This is a genomic window from Cardinium endosymbiont of Oedothorax gibbosus, from assembly GCF_936981045.1.
Classification (GTDB): domain Bacteria; phylum Bacteroidota; class Bacteroidia; order Cytophagales; family Amoebophilaceae; genus Cardinium.
This window is the reverse complement of record NZ_OW441264.1, coordinates 329,413-350,311: the sequence shown is the minus strand read 5'-3', so window position 1 is coordinate 350,311 and position 20,899 is coordinate 329,413. Positions and strand designations below refer to the sequence as shown.

Below are 20,899 nucleotides of genomic sequence, written 5' to 3'. Positions count from 1 at the left end.
CCTGACTCTAATTTGTCTATTTCGGGAGTCTAGCAGGAGGTTGGATTTGTGGGGTGATTCACAGGTTTAAGTTACCTTTAAATGCATCTGCAAAATAGCGGGCTGCAACAAAAGTGAACCTAAATTAGCCTCGTTAAGCCGTTTAAGCGCATTTGCCGACTGTCTAGTGGCTACAGGAAGGCTGATAGTAGGATGTAAAAAATAGACCATGACTATCATACAAGTACCGGGGTGTTAGGGGTTGCACGCTATGAATGTTTCACATCGTAGTCCGGGAGATCTGATATGAATCCAGTAGGCCACTGAAAACTTTATTGTATAAGTAAAACGAAATCAATAAGGGTCATATCAGAAGTCCGCGGGGTCCATAATACCGTTCGTATTGATTGGGAAACCACTCAAGAGGAAAGGGACCCTACTTCAGTTAACGAGTTTAAAAGAGTTGAGAATGTCTGATTGCCCTAAAGCTATGAACGGAACATTAAAAGTTCAGCAACTCCAAAGAACTCTATATCTTAAATCCAAGCAATGTAAGGAAGTCAGATTTCATAGTCTATATACCTGAGTTCGGGATTAGCTTGTTAAAAAATAGCTTTAAAAAGCTTCTTTGTGTTTTAAATTTGGAGATAAAAAAATACTAACCAGATTATCCAAAGGAGCCAGTTATGAATGTAGAAAAGTTAGTTGAAATATATTATGCTGTTAATGAATTTCTCATAAAGTTTATGCCGTATATGGAAAAACAACTGTTAACCAACTCTAAAAGAAAACCCACTAGAACTTGTTCATTAACTTTGAGTGAAATAATGACTGTTCTTATTGCCTTTCATGTGATTGGTTTTAGAAATTTTAAGTCTTATTATATTCATTTACAGCAATTTTATTCTAGTGAATTTGGAAAGTTAGTAAGCTACAATAGATTTATAGAACTGATCCAAAGAACGTTAGTTCCCTTGTACTGTTTTACACAAAGTCTTTCTAGAACAAAAACAAGTTGTTATTTTATGGATGCAACAGCCATCAAGGTTTGCCATATCAAAAGAGCCTATACGCACAAGGTTTTTAAATCGATTGCTACTAAAGGTAAAACCAGCACCGGTTGGTTTTTTGGATTAAAGTTACACTTGATAGTCAATGATTTAGGAGAAATTATGAATTTTCAACTGACCACAGGTAAAACTAATGATAGGCTTCCTGTAGAAAATTTGTGTAAACACTTGATGGGTAAAATGTTTGCCGATAAAGGTTACATAAGCAAAGATTTATTTAAAAAACTGATCGAGAAAGGCGTGGAACTCATTACCCAGATCAGAAAAAATATGAAAAATGCTTTTATGCCACTCTGGGATAAACTGATGCTTAGAAAACGATCTATAATTGAAACTATTATAGATCAGCTCAAAAATATTAGCCAGATAGAACATGCCAGGCATAGAAGCATACCTAATTTTCTAGTCAATTTGATAGCTGGAATTACAGCTTATGCACTAAAAGAGAAAAAACCTTCTATAACTAATATATATATGACTGGTTCACAATACGTCTAATCCCGAACTGAGGTTAATAGATAAAATTGTGTACCAATCTGGAATGCGATTTGGGAAAAAAGTTTGGTTGGACTATATTCCGCAATGGCGTCTAGATAACGCCCTAAAGCGTCATCATTAAACATTTCTGCTGTAATATCAGTCCTAAATAACTTATCTACAGGTTTATTAGATAAGAATTCTGGAAACATATAAAGTCGATTGTCCATAAATCTTAGCCCATTGAGTATCATGGCAGTGACCCGCTCTCCCATCGTTACTTTAGCTCCTTTTTCTTGTGAAACTGGAAGGCATTCATCTATTTTTTGGATCAATCCAATTTTATCTATTAACCTCAGTTCGGGATTAGACGTATTGTGAACCAGTCATATATATATTAGTTATAGAAGGTTTTTTCTCTTTTAGTGCATAAGCTGTAATTCCAGCTATCAAATTGACTAGAAAATTAAGTATGCTTCTATGCCTGGAATGTTCTATCTGGCTAATATTTTTGAGCTGATCTATAATAGTTTCAATTATAGATCGTTTTCTAAGCATCAGTTTATCCCAGAGTGGCATAAAAGCATTTTTCATATTTTTTCTGATCTGGGTAATGAGTTCCACGCCTTTCTCGATCAGTTTTTTAAATAAATCTTTGCTTATGTAACCTTTATCGGCAAACATTTTACCCATCAAGTGTTTACACAAATTTTCTACAGGAAGCCTATCATTAGTTTTACCTGTGGTCAGTTGAAAATTCATAATTTCTCCTAAATCATTGACTATCAAGTGTAACTTTAATCCAAAAACCAACCGGTGCTGGTTTTACCTTTAGTAGCAATCGATTTAAAAACCCTGTGCGTATAGGCTCTTTTGATATGGCAAACCTTGATGGCTGTTGCATCCATAAAATAACAACCTGTTTTTGTTTTAGAAAGACTTTGTGTAAAACAGTACAAGGGAGCTAACGTTCTTTGGATCAGTTCTACAAATCTATTCTAGCTTACTAACTTTCCAAATTTACTAGAATGAAATTGCTGTAAATGAATATAATAAGACTTAAAATTTCTAAAACCAATCACATGAAAGGCAATAAGAACAGTCATTATTTCACTCAAAGTTAATGAACAAGTTCTAGTGGGTTTTCTTTTAGAGTTGGTTAACAGTTGTTTTTCCATATACGGCATAAACTTTATGAGAAATTCATTAACAGCATAATATATTTCAACTAACTTTTCTACATTCATAACTGGCTCCTTTGGATAATCTGGTTAGTATTTTTTTATCTCCAAATTTAAAACACAAAGAAGCTTTTTAAAGCTATTTTTTAACAAGCTAATCCCGAACTCAGGTTATTACACTGGAAATTAATCCTAAATGATCTAGGACTAAGCTGCCTATAATTTGTTCTTCTTTTAACATTCGAATACATTAGTAAACTAATGACAGAAAAATTCAATCCAATTAATTTACAAAAGATTAAATTAAAATTTATCTATGATCCTGGTGCGGAATATGAGCTTAGGCTTGGGGGCAGGTATATTTTACAGATCACATAAAAACAGCATGCATTAGTTGAAATCAAGAGATTTAGATGGACCGCAATCAGCGTTCGATTTTACCAAATCAACCACTACATCGGCTATTTTATCCTGCGCACCTGCATGTAATGCAGCAAAAGGCTCCATGCGTTGGACGAGTTCTAATGATTGCGCCTCATCATTCAATAATTCCATTACCTTAGGGATGAGTAAAAAGGGACATTCCTGGTCTGTAATACATATAACCGCTCCCTGATCAGCCAATGGCAAACTATTCTTCGTTTGATGGTCCCCTACTACATTGGATGATGGCACCAAAATGGTCAGTTTTCTCCTTACACAAAGCTCTGCAATAGATAAGGCGCCAGCTCTAGAAACAACAATATCCGCCGCTGCATACGCCATCTCCATATTACTTAAAAATGGATAACATTTTATAGAACGATAGTCCTTCATGGCTTTTTTAATAGACTCAAAATACCGCTCGCCCGTTATCCATATAACTTGCATATCTAAGGCGCACAATTGTGCCCTCCATTCTAGGATCGTTGTATTCAATACACTTGCACCTCCGCTGCCACCAATCACAAGTAGGCATTTTCTTTCCTGAAAGCCAGAAAAACCAAAATACTCAAGCGCATCCATTTGGTCTTCTTGGAAAGTACAGAGTGCAGAACGTATGGGATTACCCGTAAATACTACTTTTTCCTTGACACAAGGCAAAACCACATCTGGATAGCCTGTACAAATCTTACTTACCAATCTAACAAGGAATTGGTTGGTTAACCCAACCACGCTATTTTGTTCTTGAATAAGCGTAGGAATCTTTTGCATAGCAGCTACAAATAGCGTAGGAAAAGAGGCATATCCGCCCGTTCCAATAACGACATCAGGCTTAAATGATTGAATAATAGACCTTGCTTGATAGAGACTTTTGAAAAGAAGAAAGGGAAAGCATACATTTTTAAGGACCTTTTTTCTTTGAAACCCCCGTATACTGATTGGCTTAATTGAATAACCGGCAGCAACTACCAATCCCACTTCCCTACCCCCTTTTGCACCCACAAACAAGAACACTGCATCTCGAAACTTGCTTTTAATGCCATCAGCAGTAGCTATAGCAGGATAAATATGCCCCCCGGTACCCCCACAACCTATCAAAACACGCATAAAATATTATAATGGATTAGCCCCTAAAACTGTTTCTTGCTTTATTTCTACTGTTCCACTAGTACCAGTAACTGTATATTTGGTTAAATCCTTTGTAGCACGCAACCCACTCCCTCTTAACACATGCCCTTTGTCTGTTATTACGATGGGCCATTCTGTAAATATTATTTCTTGCTTTGTATCGTACCACAACTGCTCCGTATGCATGCTTAATGATTGCTGTGGTTTACTAACCAGCACATTGCCTGCTATCATACAAAGGTCTTTTTCCTTGCTATAAGAGAGGGTATCGGCTTGAATGTGTGTAGGACCCTCCTCTTGATCCACTGTATTGGCCCATAAAACGATTTCTATACCACCTGCTAATGCTACATTTCCATTTTCATATTGACACATCTCACCTGCCTTAATGGTTGCATATAACCTACCACCATCTGTAGCCAATAGCTCAAATCGAGTCGTTTCCAATAGAGGCACTCCTTCCTGAAAATCTGCATATATTGGCGTGCAACACCCCATTATAAAAAAGTACAATAGCCCTACAAGGCCATTGCCTCTATAAGTAAGCTTAAAAGAGCAATTTTTTCTGATCATCATACTAAAAATAGTATATACCAGCCATAAAAAAGGATATACTAAGCGTTATCGCTCCCCATGAGGGGTGCCCAACTCGACTGCCAAATAATAGATCCCCCCTTGATTAGGTTCCAGAACCTGTATCAGAACAGGCTCGGTAGTACGTCGAATCATTTCATCTAAGTCCGCTATATTCTTAACAGGTTGCTTATCAAAAGCAAGTAAAATATAGTCTTTTTTAAGGCCAGCAGCTTGAAATTTTCCTTTGGCAACCTCCTGCACTAGCACCCCACCAGAAAGTTTCAGTTTCGCTTTTATTTTTTCATCCACATTTTGAAAAATAGCACCTTCCACCTGCAGTGTACCCTCTTTTCGCACAGTTTGTATCGCATCAGGTTGTTTTTCCAACAGCACGTTAATACACTTCTCTTGTCCCCTACGATATAGGGTAATGGTTACCTTATCACCCGGCTTAGCACAACCTATTACTTCTTGCAACTCTGAACTTTTATGAATTAGACGGCTATTGATTTGGGTAATCACATCTTCTTTTTGCAATAACTTTGCACAAGGACTATTGTCTTTAACTGCATCAACATAGACACCACTAATTATCTTTAAGCCTAATTTTTTAGCCAATTCAGCATCGACATCCCGAATGGTTACACCCAATAATACCCGTTGTACAACACCATACTGGATGAAATCATCAGCCACTTTTTTTACCAAGGAAGAAGGTATAGCAAAGCCATATCCTATAAAGGAAACTGATCTTGAAGAACAAATAGCTGTATTAATGCCTACCAATTCCCCATATATATTAACCAACGCGCCACCACTATTACCATGGTTAATCGCTGCATCAGTTTGAATAAAAGATTGAATACCTAATTTTCCGCTACCAAGGGTCTCTAAAGATCTAGATTTAGCACTTACAATCCCTTTGGTAACCGTAGAATACAAGTTAAAGGGATTACCAACAGCCAAAACCCACTCCCCTACTTCTAATTTATCCGAACTACCCAGCACTAAAGCAGGCAGACCAGATGCTTCAATTTTTAAAAGTGCTAAATCAGTAAGAGGGTCTGAACCAACTAATTTTGCTTTATAAAGCCGATTATCATTTAATTTTACTTCTATTTGATCAGCTCCCTCAACCACATGGTTATTGGTAATAATATATCCATTACTAGTATAAATCACCCCAGACCCAGAAGACTCTTGGGCAGGTCGTTCATATTCTTTAGGCACCAATAATCCGTCTCCAAAAAATTCTCTAAAAAACTGCTCTAAAGGACTAGGACTAAGAGATTCTCGTCTAAGTAATTTAGGATGCTGAGATGCTTTTATATGCACCACGGCTGGTGTAGCCACTCTAGCTGCATAGGTAAAATCAGGTAGGGTTGTCAACAAAGCTTTACCTTCTGATCCCAATGGGCTTTTTCCCAATGGTTGACGGGGCTCCACAGCAGCAACCTGCTGCACAGAGGTAACAGGAACTAAGCCTTCGTTTTTACTCCTTGCATAAGGGCTGGCCAACGATAGAGATACGCCCAATGCAACCACAACAACAGCACTAACCACCTTTTTACCTGCAACCTGTTTACTAAATTGGTCGTACATAGGAATTTTATTTTTGTATTTTTACCATCATCTTTTTCCTTGAGCCCTAAAGGGACCTTATACTAGTACTATCCGCCCACTATGCAAATAAGCACACAGCGCGCTAACAAAAATCTAAAATATTTTTCACCTATACAAAGATGCATCAAATATTACGGATCTACAACAGCTTAACCAGGCAAAAAGAAATGTTTCAGCCACTCAAGCCGCCTTTTGTAGGCATGTATCTGTGTGGCCCAACGGTTTATGGAAAGGCACATCTAGGTCATGCACGTGCGGCTATTACCTTTGATATCATCTTTCGTTATCTACAACATTTGAACTACAAAGTTCGTTATGTACGCAACATTACGGATGTAGGCCATTTGGAAAGAGATTTAGATGAAGGAAAAGACAAAATACAACAACAAGCCAAGCTGGAGGAGATCAGTCCTATGGAGGTAGCGCAACGCTACACCCATGCCTATCATAAAAACATGGAACAGCTTAATGTATTACCCCCTAGCATTGAGCCCTGCGCAAGCGGACATATTTTGGAACAAATTGCCATGATTGAACAAATCATTCAACATGGCTTAGCCTACATAATAGATGGATCTGTCTATTTTAATGTAGCCAAATACAATCAAATGCATCATTATGGTAAACTTTCGGGAAGGAGTATAGCAACCACCCGCTCAGGAACGCGTGCATTGGCCAAACAAACAGATAAAAAACAACGGGTAGATTTTGCTTTATGGAAAAAAGCAACCCCTATGCATATTATGCGTTGGCCTTCTCCTTGGGGAGAGGGTTTTCCTGGATGGCACATTGAATGCACTGCAATGTCTGTAAAGTATTTAGGCAACCAGTTTGACATTCATGGGGGAGGAATGGATTTGCTTTTTCCACACCATGAATGTGAAATCGCACAAGCACAAGCTGCCTTAAAAACAGATTTAGCTACCTATTGGATCCACAATAACTTGGTTACCATTGATGGTGTAAAAATGGGAAAATCATTGGGTAATTTTATTACACTAGATGAGCTTTTTACAGGAAACCATCTGGCCATAGACGAGCCCTACAGTCCTATGGCATTTCGATTTTTTATGCTACAGGCCCATTACAGAAGCACACTTTCTATTACCATAGAGGGCTTAAAAGCAGCCCATCAGGGCTATCGTAAATTAATGAATGGCCTGCATCTCCTGGAAAGGCTCCACCACAAGGCAATAGAGCCCTCTACAACAAGTGGGCCGTTAGATGCAGCCATTTATGCAGATTGCGCAGCTTGCTATAGCGCTATCAATGACGACTTTAATACGGCAAAGGTTTTGGCGCATTTATTTAATTTACTCAAAAAAATAAATGGATGGCACAATGGCACACTGAATGATGGCTCGATTTCAAAAGCTGCATTCAACCAATTACGTAGTACCTATACGACCTTTATGATCGACCTACTAGGTTTAAAAGAGGAACATCCATCCACTACTGACCAAACGTTAGAAATATTGCGCACCATTTACCAAGAAGCTAAAGAAGCGCAGCGCTACGATCAAATTGATTTTATACGCACCTCACTCCATAAAATAGGCATTGCTATAAAGGACCACCCGAATGGCGTCTGTTGGGAATACCAATAGTTTTTACATCTATTTAGCCAATGGTGGGGCTTAAGCCATGTATATGCTGTTTTCTTCCTGAATAAGCGTATCTATACAAGTTAATGGTAAAAAAGGAATGTATATGCTGCTTTTTGCTTGATAAAAAGAGGCCATTGTGATAGGTCGGTGGTATAATTTTTGCTATGCTTCTAAGGGTATACTGGACTGATTTATTCGGACATTTTTTTCTTAATTTTATTTTCTATTTTTTCCCATTTGCTAGTCTACCAATTTTACATGGTTAAGATGGACGTTCATAGGTTTTTGATAGTTAATACTAGAATGAAACCTTTGGTAATTGTATTTAGTAATGTACCTGTTAATTCCCTCTTTTAACACTTTAATATTTTTAAAATCATTGATAAATATGGAATTATATTTTAGGGTTGTAAAAAATCTTTCCATTACAATATTATCAATGCTTCTACCTCTGCCATTCATAGAAATTTGAATATTATGCCTTTTTAATAAGTCTGTATGCTTATGACTAGTATATTGACTGCCTTGATCACTATTAAAGCATTCTGGTGGAGGATATTTACTCAGTGCCTCTTGCAAGGTATCTATTACAAGCGTTGTATCCATAGTATTGGATACCTTATAACTCAATATGGCTTTACTGTGCCAATCTATAATAGCTGAGAGGTAGATAAACCCAATACTGGTGCGAATATAAGTAATATCCCCACTCCAAACTTGATTCGGTTTAGGTACATGCACCTGCTTTGTTGTACCAGCGTTGACCCAATATTTATCCAACAAGTAACTATATACGAACTATGTTAAAAAACAAATCTGATCGTAGAAATTTTTATAATTATTTGGTTCATTAATCTCAAACAAGAGCGCTTTAAGATGCTCCTAAAAGTCTTCTCTTAACTGCTAAGAAGTTACTTTCAGCTTAGAAAGGTACCCATCAATATAGCAAGTATGGTCCTTAAGAATAGCAAACACTTGTCTAATCAGTTTATTAGCGACAGCAATAAGCGCCACTTTCCCAGGTTTTCTTCTGGCTTTTAATCTCTCATAAAATGTTTTACACGCCTTATTAAACCGTATAGCAGACCAAGAAGCCATATAGAGCAAAGAACGCAGCTGGGAGTTCCCATGACGGTTGATATGCCCCTTCTTCCTTATGGAAGAGCCTGAATGCTCATAACTAGGAGCTAAGCCAATGAACTTAGAGAACTGTTTGGCCCTTTGAAAATGTTGCCCCCCTCCAGTGGAAACAATAAGCTCCAGAGCGGTTCTATCTCCAATGCCCTTAATAACCTAAGTTCGGGATTAGCTTGTTAAAAAATAGCTTTAAAAAGCTCCTTTGTGTTTTAAATTTGGAGATAAAAAAATACTAACCAGATTATCCAAAGGAGCCAGTTATGAATGTAGAAAAATTAGTTGAAATATATTATGCTGTTGATGAATTTCTCATAAAGTTTATGCCGTATATGGAAAAACAACTGTTAACCAACTCTAAAAGAAAACCCACTAGAACTTGTTCATTAACTTTGAGTGAAATAATGACTGTTCTTATTGCCTTTCATGTGATTGGTTTTAGAAATTTTAAGTCTTATTATATTCATTTACAGCAATTTCATTCTAGTAAATTTGGAAAGTTAGTAAGATACAATAGATTTATAGAACTGATCCAAAGAACGTTAGTTCCCTTGTACTGTTTTACACAAAGTCTTTCTAAAACAAAAACAGGTTGTTATTTTATGGATGCAACAGCCATCAAGGTTTGCCATATCAAAAGAGCCTATACGCACAGGGTTTTTAAATCGATTGCTACTAAAGGTAAAACCAGCATCGGTTGGTTTTTTGGATTAAAGTTGCACTTGATAGTCAATGATTTAGGAGAAATTATGAATTTTCAACTGACCACAGGTAAAACTAATGATAGGCTTCCTGTAGAAAATTTATGTAAACACTTCATGGGTAAAATGTTTGCCGATAAAGGTTACATAAGCAAAGATTTATTTGAAAAACTGATCGAGAAAGGCGTGGAACTCATTACCCAGATCAGAAAAAATATGAAAAATGCTTTTATGCCACTCTGGGATAAACTGATGCTTAGAAAACGATCTATAATTGAAACTATTATAGATCAGCTCAAAAATATTAGCCAGATAGAACATTCCAGGCATAGAAGCATACCTAATTTTCTAGTCAATTTGATAGCTGGAATTACAGCTTATGCACTAAAAGAGAAAAAACCTTCTATAACTAATATATATATGACTGGTTCACAATACGTCTAATCCCGAACTGAGGTTAATAGAACTAATGCGCTTATAGAGCTCATTATAGCTCTCCTGGGTGATAGAAAGCATTTATTGCTCCAGAAGCTCTATTTGTTCTTCCAGGCAGGCTATAGTTTCCTTGAGTGTTCTTAAGGCGAAGTCATCTGCTTGAGGCAACACATTAAAAGACTCTAGGAGATTATAGAACATAGTAAGTTGTTTTTTTAGCTAAACAAGAAGCGTTTTTTGTTGATTTAACCCTTGTATATTTTGGGGAGGCATTCTGTAAGGGGCAGGCTGCATCTTTTCTCCATAAAGGGAAGTTGGGCATCTACCTTATCGGTTTTAGTTATAACTAGCATCATCCGAGCAAAATGTTTGGTTTGCTTGGGATTGACCATCGACACAACTATTTCATGCTCTGTAAGTATCTGCAGTAATAAAGCGCCATAGTTGCCTGTGGCTTCTAAGACACAGTGATACGTTGTTTTATCAAGTTGAGCTAAAAAGGTTTCAATTCCTTTGGGATCATTCTTATAGGTGATGGTACGGTATCCTTTCTCTTGGGGAAAAGCTGCTACAAAGCTGCTTTTTCCTAGGTCAATGCCTATGTATTTCATAACTTATTATATATATACTATATTAATTCATCTTTTAAACTAGCGTCGCATATACAGGCTTTAAGGCCTACCGAACTATTCAGTTTTTAAGATGAAAGACCTAGGGGCTCAACGTATTTAACGGTATCTAAATAACCAACCTTGTGGCGGCCTTTTTCCAGGTCTTTTTTTCCTCTATAAACATACGACCTTGTTGGTCAAATAAAATCATTATAGTCAGAAAGGTCTTTAGATAAAATTTCAGGAGGTGCACAAGAAATGGCGTCAACTTAAGGGTTTATTGGTTAGCAAACTCTTCTAAAAACATGATTCCGTCTAGGTTTATCGACCTTGTCTCGACTATATAATCGACTTATCCGGATTTTAATTTTAGCACGTATACTGGCTCTATTAAAAAGTCTCTGAAAGCTTTTGGGAGAGCAATCGCCAACAAGAACCTGATACAGTTTCTGCCTCATTACACCAAATAAAACGGAAAAGTTTAACCGATATTGAGCAATTTGGTCTGGGTTCCAAGCGCCTTGTCTATCACACATATGAAGTGATAGTATATTACACATCACTAAGTGTGCCCAAAACTCTTGTAGTACGGCATCTAAGTTTTTTCCAGAGAAATTCTCTAATTCTGAACCTATCTTAAGTCGTTTATAACACTCCTCTATGTGCCACCTTAATAGGTATGCTTTGCTGATATCGTCTGCAGTAAATTTTTCTCGGTCAAAAAGAGAGGTAACCAATACTTCCAGTTTGTCGTTGGGTAAACTAAGGGCTATGACCCTTATTTTTTGGCCGATTGTCTTGGAATTATTTGCCAACATAAAATCAAAATCTGATTTACCAGATGAAACCATTTTCCATAGATTGGTATAATTTTTTTCTTGCACACGAAAAATAAAGTCTGTTTGGCAAGCATTATGTTGCTCAATAAACTTTATTGAAATATAACCACGATCATAGATGAATAATAGTTTTTCTTGCTCTAATGAACGCAGTTGGTTAATTACTTCAGGTAATTGTTCTTCTGCCATTGTTTGCTCTCCCACATGCCAAGGTGCAAAACGTGCACTGATAATCAGAGAAGTACATAAATCAACGAAAAGGGAACCTCTAGCCAATGAAGGCATAGTGCCTGTAGTTCCATTCGGGTTAAGGCGACCAAACTTAGAGACGATTTCTTGAGAACCAGGCAAGCGAACTGAGGAGCCATCTCTAGCAATAACTCTATAACCTCTCCATGTTCCATATGAGGTATCACCTTGATAAGCTGTTTGAAGGCTTAAATCCAATAATTCTTTAAATCCTGTATGAGCAATTTTATATCTTGCTTTTGAAAAAGCTTGCTTGGATGGGGGAATTTTAAAAGTTGATGGTTCCATAAGTTCACACTCTATACCTAAACTTTTTTTAACTAACCTCAAAATCATAGAAAATACCACTGGAAATGTAAGTTTTCTCCTGCGTGTGAAACTATTTTTTGCCAAACAATGCTTCACTGGAAACTTACGCAAGTGTATGGTATCTTTAATTCGTAAAATAATATTTTTCCCTTTCTCTACCATGTCTTTATATAAAAAAGTATATTTTGAGGTTGTTGCAATAGAGTTTTAAGCTTTGTTATAAAAAGTGACTTTTAGTGTTATACAATGGTTAAATTAGGTTGATTCTTTAATCGTTTAAACTTAAGCTTTTTAATAGTATTGTTATGGCCATCAAAACAAATAATCAATTAAGTTTTGCAGATATTTCAGCCAGTCGACGTAAGTGTAAGCATACTTTTTTCGATCAGCTTAATAAGTTGATTACTTGGCAAGTAATAGAAAAAGAACTTTTCTTGTATTATCCTAAAGGTTTGTGTTTATCAGGAAAGGCAGCTTATAGCCCGCTTCTTTTATTTAAAATGCTGTTGCTTCAAACATGGTATGCTCTGAGTGACTATCAAGTAGAAGAAGAAGTAAATGATCGTATCACTTTCAGCAGATTTTGTCGTATTTCCATGGATAGTTCTGTTCCAGATCATAGCGTATTAAGCAGGTTTAGGACTGCGCTTACGGAGAAGCAGGTCCTAGAAAGGTTATTGAAAATAATTAACGATCAACTATCTAGTCATGGTGTATTAGTTCAACATGGTGCAGTTGTTGATGCCTCTATTACGCCTACCCCTAGGCGCCCTAAAGGTAAAAAAAGCTATGATCTCCATGAAGATGGCACTATAACTGTAGCCGAAAGTTATCAAAAAGGTGTAGATCCAGAAGCGAGTTGGACAAAAAAAGGAGATAATCTCTACTATGGGTATAAGCGTCACATCCTTGTGGAAAGTAAAGAAGGCTTAGTCCTAGCAGTCAGTACCACAAAAGCATCTAGTCATGATAGTGCTCATTTACAAGTCTTATTGGATAAAGTAGAGCTAAAAGTAGGTAGTAGGCTATATGCAGATAAGGGCTATAGCGGATCACCTAATGAAACCTTATTAAAGAATAAAGCCTTAAAATCAGCTATTCAGAAGAAAGCTACTAGAAATAATCCTTTATCACCTACTGCTAAACGGTTTAATACATTGGTAGCTAAAACCAGGTATAAAGTAGAACGTGTATTTGGAAGTATTAAAAGTTGGTTCCGAAGCTCAGGAGCTCGCTACATAGGACTTGCTAAAACTCATACGCAACACGTTATCGAAGCAATAGCCTATAACTTATACAGGTCGCCAAATATCATATTAAGAGGTCTTTAGGGGAATGGTCTGTCTAAAATGCAATAAAAGTACATGAAAATCAATAAATAATAAAATTAATACCACTTTAATACCAAAAATCAGTCTAAACAACCCTAAAAATATTATAATAGAAATCTATCACAACGGCCTCAACGCTTAAAACAATGCAAAGAAAAGCCCCCTCTAAAGACGGAATAAGCAAGGCTATAGACATACTGCTAACGTGAGTTCGGGATTAGATTATTTTTTCATTTGATAATCAATATCAATGAAAATTTATAAAATTTGCTTTATAGACAGTTAAATAGGTAGTTGAATAACAAATAATTCTGGTAATCAGTTTATTATATATATTATATTTATAAAATTAGATATAAAAACTTGTTAAATAAGTGCAAATATTAACTAAATAATTGATATTAAATTGTTGTAAATCAGTCAAATAAATCCCGAACTCACATTAACAAGACTTTTCTTACTTAATACATCCAAGCTCTTTAGCTTTCCCACTGCCCAATTTCGCTCAACGGCAGTCTTCCCTAAAGCTTTAGCCAGTGCATCATTTTGATCCTTAAGAGTCTGTATTACATCTTTATAAACGCTAACAATTTTTGATGGATCAAAGGCTACTGAAGCATTTTCTAAACACTGACGTTTCCAATTTTGAATAGTTTTAGTCGTTACTCGCTATTTGGACGATAATGCAACCAGTGTGGAATCTTCTTTTAGTAAAGCGAATACTATTTTAACGTGAGTTCGGGATTAGATTATTTTTTCATTTGATAATCAATATTAATAAAAATTTATAAAATTTGTTTTATAGACAGTTAAATAGGTAGTTGAATAACAAATAATTCTGATAATCAGTTTATTATATATATTATATTTATAAAATTAGATATAAAAACTTGTTAAATAGGTGCAAATATTAACTAAATAATTGATATTAAATTGTTGTAAATCAGTCAAATAAATCCCGAACTCACGTTTTTAGTCTTTTCTTCCGAACTAAAATGCCTAATCTTATTTCTGACCATTGGATAGCTCTATTTTAATATCATTAAACTAAAATATACAGAAACAAATTATCATCTTTTTTGTCCGAATTTTTCAGGCCAGTATACAAAATGCCTTGCCCCTAATTCATAAGTACACTGCGGTAGGTTGCTACATCTTTTAATGCAGCACCCGTGCCCCGCACCACTGCTTGTAAGGGCTCTTCTGCAGTATGGACAGGAAGTTTAGTTATATGATGCAACCGTTTATCTAAGCCCCGTAATAAGGCACCACCCCCTGTTAAATGAATGCCATTTTTGTATATATCAGAAGCCAATTCAGGTGGAGCTATTTCCAATGCTTTTAGAACCGCATCGTCAATTTTTACAGCCGATTCCTCTAAGGCAACGGCTATCTCTCTATAGCTTACCGATATAATCTTAGGAATACCGGTCATAAGGTCTTTTCCATGTACTCCATAATCAGCTGGTGGTTTCGCTAAATCCACCCAAACAGCTCCTATGGCTATTTTAATTTGTTCTGCAGTACGCTCTCCAATCACCAGATTATGCTGCTTACGCATGTAGTCCAGTATATCTTTGTTGAAAACATTGCCTGCCACTTTAATAGATTGATCACATGCAATACCAGATAAGGATATAACGGCTATTTCTGTTGTGCCACCACCAATATCCACAATCATACAGCCAACAGGCTCTCCAATCTTAACGCCTATACCTATAGCAGCCGCAATGGGCTCATAAATCATATAGACTTCTTTGGCACCCGTATGGGCAGCAGAGTCCCGAACCGCTCTCTTTTCCACATCAGTGGTACCAGATGGAATGCAGATGATAATCCTATTAAAGAAGGGGGTAAACAAAGATAATTTTTTCTTAGACAACATCTTGATCATACCTTGAATCATGAGCTCTGCTGCATGGTAATCCGCAATTACACCATCCTTGAGCGGTTTAATGGTTTTTATCGTATCATGCGTTTTCTCATGCATTTGCATCGCAGCTTTCCCCACTGCTATCATCTTATTCGTGTTTCGATCTATTGCTATAATAGATGGTTCATCTACAACAATTTTATCATTGTGTATGATTAAAGTATTAGCCGTTCCTAGATCGACCGCAATATCCATATAAAAATAACTCCAAATTCCCATGTGTTATAACTGACAGGTTGATGCGTTTGTATTAACGAAAAAGTTTTTAATAAAAGATTACTCAACCATATAACCTATACCATTATAGTCTTAAAATTTAAGCAATGAAAGGGCTACACCATCAAAACAAGCATAGGTATCATGCGAAATCCAGTCTCCAAGATTACAATAACTGCTTGAATGGTTCAACGCCTTTATATATGGACAATGTGTATGACCAAATATATAAAATTCGTGGTGATTAAAAGGTTCTATCTTATCCTTACAATAATGAAATATACGGTCCTTTTCTTGGAAAAAAGAAGGTTTCGTATATTTTTTCTTGGTAAGATAACGGTATACCCTATTATACACCCAATCAGGCGGCAAAGCCCGCACAAAAGATTGGAACCAAGCACTATGATATAATGTGCGGAGCATGGTATAATGCATAGTGGAATGAAACGTATCGCCATGCCCAACCAAAAATCGCTTATTAGCAATGGTAATGGATGCAGGTTCTCTAAATAACTGCACACCACATTCTTGCGTTAAATAATCTATAGACCACCCATCATGATTCCCTAAAAAAAAATAAACAGGTATCTGGGCTTTATAGAACTCCCAAAGTTTTGCTTGAAATCGAATGGCACCTTTAGGGACAAGATGTTTATACTCAAACCAAAAGTCAAAGATATCTCCTAGTAAAAATAGTGCCTGTGCTTGTGGCTTTATATAAGCCAACCAATCTAGTACTTTATCCTCTAGTTGGGGAGCATGACCTACCCCACTGGGCCGAAGTGGTAGGTGCAAATCTGATATAAAAAATATTTTCTGCTCTAATTTTGTTATTTGTATCAAAGCTTTAAGTTAAAAAGCATACATCTTTAAGACCAACCCCAACCAAATAAAATAATAGGCTCAACGGACTGATTTTTTAGGTTGCCATAAAATAAGCTTTAAATTTAATTTAAGAAAAATCATTAGCTTTGGGCTACAACAATCAAGGGCATTAGAATGCCCATTGTACAAACTTAGGAAAGGTTCCTAAAAAGTGTTCATCATAACCCAATAGATAGATGTCTACTACAGATGCTGCTTTAGATCACTCAACCCATACATTTAAAGAATTGATTGGCCATGCGCAAGCCTATGGTTTTATCTATCCATCTAGTGAAATATATGACGGCTTGCAGTCTATTTATGATTATGGTCCTTATGGCGTAGCACTAAAGCGGAATTTACAAAACTTCTGGTGGCAAAGCATGACCCAACTACATCAAAATATTGTAGGGATTGATGCGGCGATTATGATGCACCCTACTACCTGGAAGGCCTCTGGTCATATAGATAGATTTACAGACCCAATGGTCGACAATAAGGATTCCAAAAAGCGGTATCGCGTGGATCTACTTATAGAGGAGCATGCCATGCAGTTAGCGGCTCAAGGAAAGTCTGCTCAAGCAGACGCCTTAATGAAAGAGATGGAGGCTTGTTTACAAACTGGTAACCTATCTGGCTTGGATCAGCTCCTGCAAGCCTTCGCTATTGCATGCCCCCTATCTAAGACCACCCATTGGACCCCCGTGCGTCAATTTAACCTTATGTTTTCCACTCAAGTGGGTGGACAAAATGATGCTACCACTATTTATTTGCGACCAGAAACGGCACAGGGTATTTTTGTCAATTTTTTGAATGTCCAAAAAACAGCACGGATGAAAGTTCCTTTTGGAATTGCCCAAATTGGGAAAGCATTTCGGAATGAAATTGTAGCCCGTCAATTTACTTTCCGTATGCGTGAGTTTGAACAAATGGAAATGCAGTTTTTTATTCAACCTGGAACAGAAAAAAGTTGGTTCGACTATTGGCAAGCAACACGTAAAGCTTGGTATAGCAGCTTAGGTATTAACCAGCAAAAGATCCACATACATCCTCATCAACAGCTGGCACATTATGCAGCCGCTGCAGTTGACATTGAATATGCATTCCCATTTGGATGTAAAGAAGTAGAGGGGATCCACTCTAGAACAGACTTTGACCTAAGAAGCCATGCACATTATGCCAAAAAGAAATTGCAATACTTTGACCCTGATCTGAAAAAGAGTTACACACCATACGTAATAGAGACTTCTGCAGGGCTTGACCGATTGGTTTTAATGTTGCTGAGTAATGCTTTAGAAAAAGAGCATAACCCAGCAGATGAAAAAGGGAACAGAACCTATTTAAAGTTTCCACCTCCATTAGCACCTATTAAAGCAGCTATTTTCCCATTGGTAAAAAAGGATGGATTAGCCCAAAAAGCTCTAGCACTATTTGATCAGCTCAAATATAACTTCCCGCTTATTTATGAAGAGGTCCAATCCATTGGCAAGCGATATACCAGACAAGATCTTATCGGTACTCCTTATTGTATTACCATTGACTACCAAACCTTAGAAGATGAAACCGTTACTATCCGTGAACGCGATTCTATGGCACAACATCGCATCAACGTGGCTCAAATAGCTGGCCACTTACATGCTACAACTAGTATAAAATCACTGCTATTACAGCTGAAAAAGTAGATTATACTTGATTTATTTAAGAAATATTGGTATCGTTGCATGGTGCCCATGCTAGGGGGATTAGCTCAGTTGGTTAGAGCGTCTCGATGGCATCGAGAAGGTCGGGGGTTCGAGTCCCCCATTCTCCACCAGACAAAGCTTATACTTTAATGATGCTTAAATTCATTGCCGCAATTTTGCGGCTGTTTCATTTCAGGTATGTATTACTCGTGCCTATTGTTTCCTGTGTCTCGGTACAGGAACCAGAAGGTGGCCCTCCTGATGAAAGCCCGCCTAAACTAGTTCGTACGTTTCCAGAAGGCGGCGCATTAAATTTTAAGCGTAAAATCATCCGACTTACCTTCAATAAAGATATTGCTGTTGAAAACCCTTACAATAATTTGCTGATTATGCCCAAGTTAGATCAACCGAAAAATAAACAGCCCTACACCTATACCGTATATGAAAAAACCTTACAACTTAAGCTAAATGTTCCTCTAAAAAAGGAAACTACCTACTCCATCCACTTTAGTAAAGCAGTTAAAGACACACATGAGGGTACCAAGGCTACTGGTGAGGTGTTAACCTTTAGTACAGGCTCTTTTATAGATCCCATTACCGTTAAGGGAAAAATAAAAGCACTATTAACCAATAAACCAATAGGGGATGTGAGGGTCTATCTCTATAGTGCAGAACGAGATCCTAAAGAATGGCAGGAAAAAGGTATACCGGATTATTATACCACAGCTGATCAAGATGGAAATTTTACCATAAGCTGCATACACTTGGGCAAGTATTATATACGGGCTACTACTGGGAAAGACAACACCTATAAAATTGATTATGAAAAAGATAACTATGGATTTTTAAAAAATCCCATCGATTTGAACGACGCTCGAGAAGATATTGTACTCCCGCTTATAACAGCTGATGTGCGTGATTTAAAATTACTACGTAGTACGCCCCAAAAAGGATTTTTTGAAATAGTTTTTAACAAAGCCATAACCAACTATCAAGTGATACCCCTTCAAACGGTAGGGACAAAGGGGAAGCCAGCAATCTATAGCTTTCTTTCAGAGCAATCACCTAAAGTAATCGCTATTTACAATACTTTTGGTCTCCTAGAAGGAGATACCTTGAAGGTTAAATTAAAGGCTGAGGATGCTTTGCATAGGTCATTAGAAAAAAATATACTTATTCACTTCAAGGAAGGAAAAACAGACAAAACAAGTCTAAGCTATAGCCTATCGCCACGCGTACTTCCTTCTATACTGCCTGATTTTACAGAATCCATTGTATTTAACAAACCCATCAAAGAATTTAACGAAGCATTAATTTATTTTGAATGTAAAAATCAACAGAACATTGCACTTAAGCAAGGGGAATGGACGTGGAACGGAAATCGAACCAAACTGACCATACGGAAACATTTCACTCCAGAAGAGATCATGCAGTTTGCCATACAAGAGGAAGAAAGAGACCATAAGGGTAAAAGTATAAAGCAGGTGGTTGCTTTACAGATAGAACCAGGTGCTTGTATGGCATTTGATCAATCAACCCATAAAAAGATTAGTCAAACCTATCCACTTAGAAAAAAAGATGAAACAGGAACCATTTCAGGAATTGTAGAGACCACTACGGCCTATTTCATTATTGAGTTACTGAATCAAAAAGATGAATGCGTAGATGCCATTCGGAATGCAAAAAGTTACCAATTTAAAATGATTATGCCTGGTTCCTATAGAATGCGTTTATTGGTGCTCAATGAAGGGGAAGAGGAATGGTCGCCTGGGGATGTACTTCAAAACATTGAGCCGAACCCAGTAATTTTTTACGAAAAGGAAATTAATGTGATAGAAAACTGGGATGTAACGGGTGTCGACTTTAAATTTTAAGCGATTATGGCCATTACAATTATTTTAGATGATTCATATCTACACAGATGGTGCTTCTAGAGGTAATCCAGGTCCGGGTGGGTATGGCGTTATCCTAAAGCACAATAACTATACGATACAACTATCCCAAGGCTACAGAAAAACAACCAATAATCGAATGGAACTGTTAGCTGTTATCATAGGCTTAGAAGCCTTAAAGCAGACCGAACAAGAGGTTACGATCTATTCCGATTCCAAATATGTAATAGATGCTATAGAAAAAGGATGGCTTAAAAATTGGATCAAAATAGATTTTAAAAATAAAAAAAATCCTGATCTATGGAAACGTTTTTGGATAGTCTATCAAAAAAATCTTGTTCATTTTCGTTGGGTGAAGGGCCATGCTGGCTACTATGAGAATGAACGTTGTGATCAGCTCGCTGTAGCTAGTAGCTATACCAATCTGCTGGCAGACAGCTATTACGAAAGTATGCAAGGAATATAAATTACTTTATATCCGTATCCGTCATACGAACAATAATTTTCCATATTCAAAAGGACCCCATACATAAGAAAAAACGGTTCCGTCGCGTCTATATTTTCCTTAGTATAGGCTTTTCTTTTAAGTGAAATTTGGATTAACATGAGTTCGGGATTAGATTATTTTTTCGTTTGATA

General features: G+C 36.9%; 16 protein-coding genes, 1 tRNA gene and 3 pseudogenes. 8 read left to right on the top strand and 12 right to left on the bottom strand.

Annotation, left to right across the window (positions count from 1 at the left end):
- Nucleotides 1–66 precede the first annotated feature (66 nt).
- The gene (locus NBW36_RS01545) at nt 67–210 is read right to left on the bottom strand and encodes a hypothetical protein (protein WP_250238664.1); all 144 of its coding nucleotides are present in this window, start codon (nt 208–210) and stop codon (nt 67–69) included.
- Between the two features lie 455 nt (nt 211–665).
- On the opposite strand from NBW36_RS01545, the gene NBW36_RS01540 reads away from it, so the two are divergent.
- Complete coding sequence (locus NBW36_RS01540; protein ID WP_250238661.1) at nt 666–1,547, top strand: IS982 family transposase; 882 nt, start codon at nt 666–668, stop codon at nt 1,545–1,547.
- A gap of 14 nt (nt 1,548–1,561) precedes the next feature.
- Here the strand turns inward: NBW36_RS01540 and NBW36_RS01535 are convergent.
- The 5 genes and pseudogenes from NBW36_RS01535 to NBW36_RS01515 form a co-directional block, all read right to left on the bottom strand.
- Nucleotides 1,562–1,912, bottom strand: a pseudogene (locus NBW36_RS01535) (DUF4277 domain-containing protein); the annotation flags it as partial.
- Nucleotides 1,893–2,773, bottom strand: a pseudogene (locus tag NBW36_RS01530) (IS982 family transposase). The pseudogenes NBW36_RS01535 and NBW36_RS01530, both read right to left, overlap by 20 nt.
- Before the next feature lie 324 nt (nt 2,774–3,097).
- Nucleotides 3,098–4,237 (bottom strand): UDP-N-acetylglucosamine--N-acetylmuramyl-(pentapeptide) pyrophosphoryl-undecaprenol N-acetylglucosamine transferase, encoded by a 1,140-nt coding sequence (locus NBW36_RS01525; RefSeq protein ID WP_250238659.1) that lies wholly within the window; start codon nt 4,235–4,237, stop codon nt 3,098–3,100.
- A gap of 6 nt (nt 4,238–4,243) precedes the next feature.
- Nucleotides 4,244–4,834, bottom strand: coding sequence for an LPS export ABC transporter periplasmic protein LptC (gene lptC, locus NBW36_RS01520; RefSeq protein WP_250238657.1), 591 nt, complete (start codon nt 4,832–4,834; stop codon nt 4,244–4,246).
- A 45-nt stretch (nt 4,835–4,879) separates the two neighbouring features.
- Nucleotides 4,880–6,436 (bottom strand): Do family serine endopeptidase, encoded by a 1,557-nt coding sequence (locus tag NBW36_RS01515; protein WP_250238656.1) that lies wholly within the window; start codon nt 6,434–6,436, stop codon nt 4,880–4,882.
- Nucleotides 6,437–6,576: 140 nt separating this feature from the next.
- Between NBW36_RS01515 and cysS the strand changes: the two genes are divergently transcribed.
- Complete coding sequence (gene cysS, locus NBW36_RS01510; protein ID WP_250238655.1) at nt 6,577–8,064, top strand: cysteine--tRNA ligase; 1,488 nt, start codon at nt 6,577–6,579, stop codon at nt 8,062–8,064.
- 240 nt (nt 8,065–8,304) lie between these two features.
- On the opposite strand, the pseudogene NBW36_RS01505 reads toward cysS, so the two are convergent.
- Together NBW36_RS01505 and NBW36_RS01500 are read right to left on the bottom strand one after the other, a co-directional pair.
- Nucleotides 8,305–8,859 (bottom strand): annotated as a pseudogene (locus NBW36_RS01505) (IS3 family transposase); the annotation flags it as partial.
- Nucleotides 8,860–8,967: 108 nt separating this feature from the next.
- The gene (locus tag NBW36_RS01500) at nt 8,968–9,345 is read right to left on the bottom strand and encodes a transposase (protein ID WP_256465601.1); all 378 of its coding nucleotides are present in this window, start codon (nt 9,343–9,345) and stop codon (nt 8,968–8,970) included.
- Between the two features lie 116 nt (nt 9,346–9,461).
- Between NBW36_RS01500 and NBW36_RS01495 the strand changes: the two genes are divergently transcribed.
- Entirely contained in the window at nt 9,462–10,343 is an 882-nt protein-coding gene (locus tag NBW36_RS01495) for an IS982 family transposase (RefSeq protein WP_250238654.1), read from the top strand.
- Nucleotides 10,344–10,579: 236 nt separating this feature from the next.
- Here NBW36_RS01495 and NBW36_RS01490 read toward each other — a convergent pair whose 3' ends face one another.
- Both NBW36_RS01490 and NBW36_RS01485 read right to left on the bottom strand, forming a co-directional pair.
- Nucleotides 10,580–10,945 (bottom strand): IS110 family transposase, encoded by a 366-nt coding sequence (locus NBW36_RS01490; protein WP_250238653.1) that lies wholly within the window; start codon nt 10,943–10,945, stop codon nt 10,580–10,582.
- A gap of 284 nt (nt 10,946–11,229) precedes the next feature.
- Entirely contained in the window at nt 11,230–12,504 is a 1,275-nt protein-coding gene (locus tag NBW36_RS01485; protein ID WP_250238652.1) for an IS4 family transposase, read from the bottom strand.
- A 143-nt stretch (nt 12,505–12,647) separates the two neighbouring features.
- On the opposite strand from NBW36_RS01485, the gene NBW36_RS01480 reads away from it, so the two are divergent.
- A complete protein-coding gene (locus tag NBW36_RS01480; RefSeq protein WP_250237574.1) occupies nt 12,648–13,673 on the top strand; it encodes an IS5 family transposase in 1,026 nt (341 codons plus the stop codon).
- A gap of 1,120 nt (nt 13,674–14,793) precedes the next feature.
- On the opposite strand, the gene NBW36_RS01475 is transcribed toward NBW36_RS01480, so the two are convergent.
- Entirely contained in the window at nt 14,794–15,825 is a 1,032-nt protein-coding gene (locus tag NBW36_RS01475) for a rod shape-determining protein (protein WP_250238651.1), read from the bottom strand.
- Nucleotides 15,826–15,915: 90 nt separating this feature from the next.
- The gene (locus tag NBW36_RS01470) at nt 15,916–16,665 is read right to left on the bottom strand and encodes a UDP-2,3-diacylglucosamine diphosphatase (protein ID WP_250238649.1); all 750 of its coding nucleotides are present in this window, start codon (nt 16,663–16,665) and stop codon (nt 15,916–15,918) included.
- Nucleotides 16,666–16,883: 218 nt separating this feature from the next.
- Between NBW36_RS01470 and NBW36_RS01465 the strand changes: the two genes are divergently transcribed.
- The 4 genes from NBW36_RS01465 (at nt 16,884) to rnhA (ending at nt 20,726) form a co-directional block, all read left to right on the top strand.
- On the top strand, nt 16,884–18,368 hold the full coding sequence (locus tag NBW36_RS01465) for a glycine--tRNA ligase (RefSeq protein ID WP_250238647.1): 1,485 nt from the start codon (nt 16,884–16,886) through the stop codon (nt 18,366–18,368).
- A gap of 54 nt (nt 18,369–18,422) precedes the next feature.
- A tRNA-Ala gene (locus NBW36_RS01460) sits at nt 18,423–18,499 on the top strand.
- 21 nt (nt 18,500–18,520) lie between these two features.
- Nucleotides 18,521–20,242: an Ig-like domain-containing domain gene (locus NBW36_RS01455; protein ID WP_250238640.1), complete on the top strand. Its 1,722-nt coding sequence runs from the start codon at nt 18,521–18,523 to the stop codon at nt 20,240–20,242.
- A 28-nt stretch (nt 20,243–20,270) separates the two neighbouring features.
- Nucleotides 20,271–20,726: a ribonuclease HI gene (gene rnhA, locus NBW36_RS01450; protein ID WP_250238638.1), complete on the top strand. Its 456-nt coding sequence runs from the start codon at nt 20,271–20,273 to the stop codon at nt 20,724–20,726.
- The last annotated feature ends 173 nt before the right edge of the window (nt 20,727–20,899 follow it).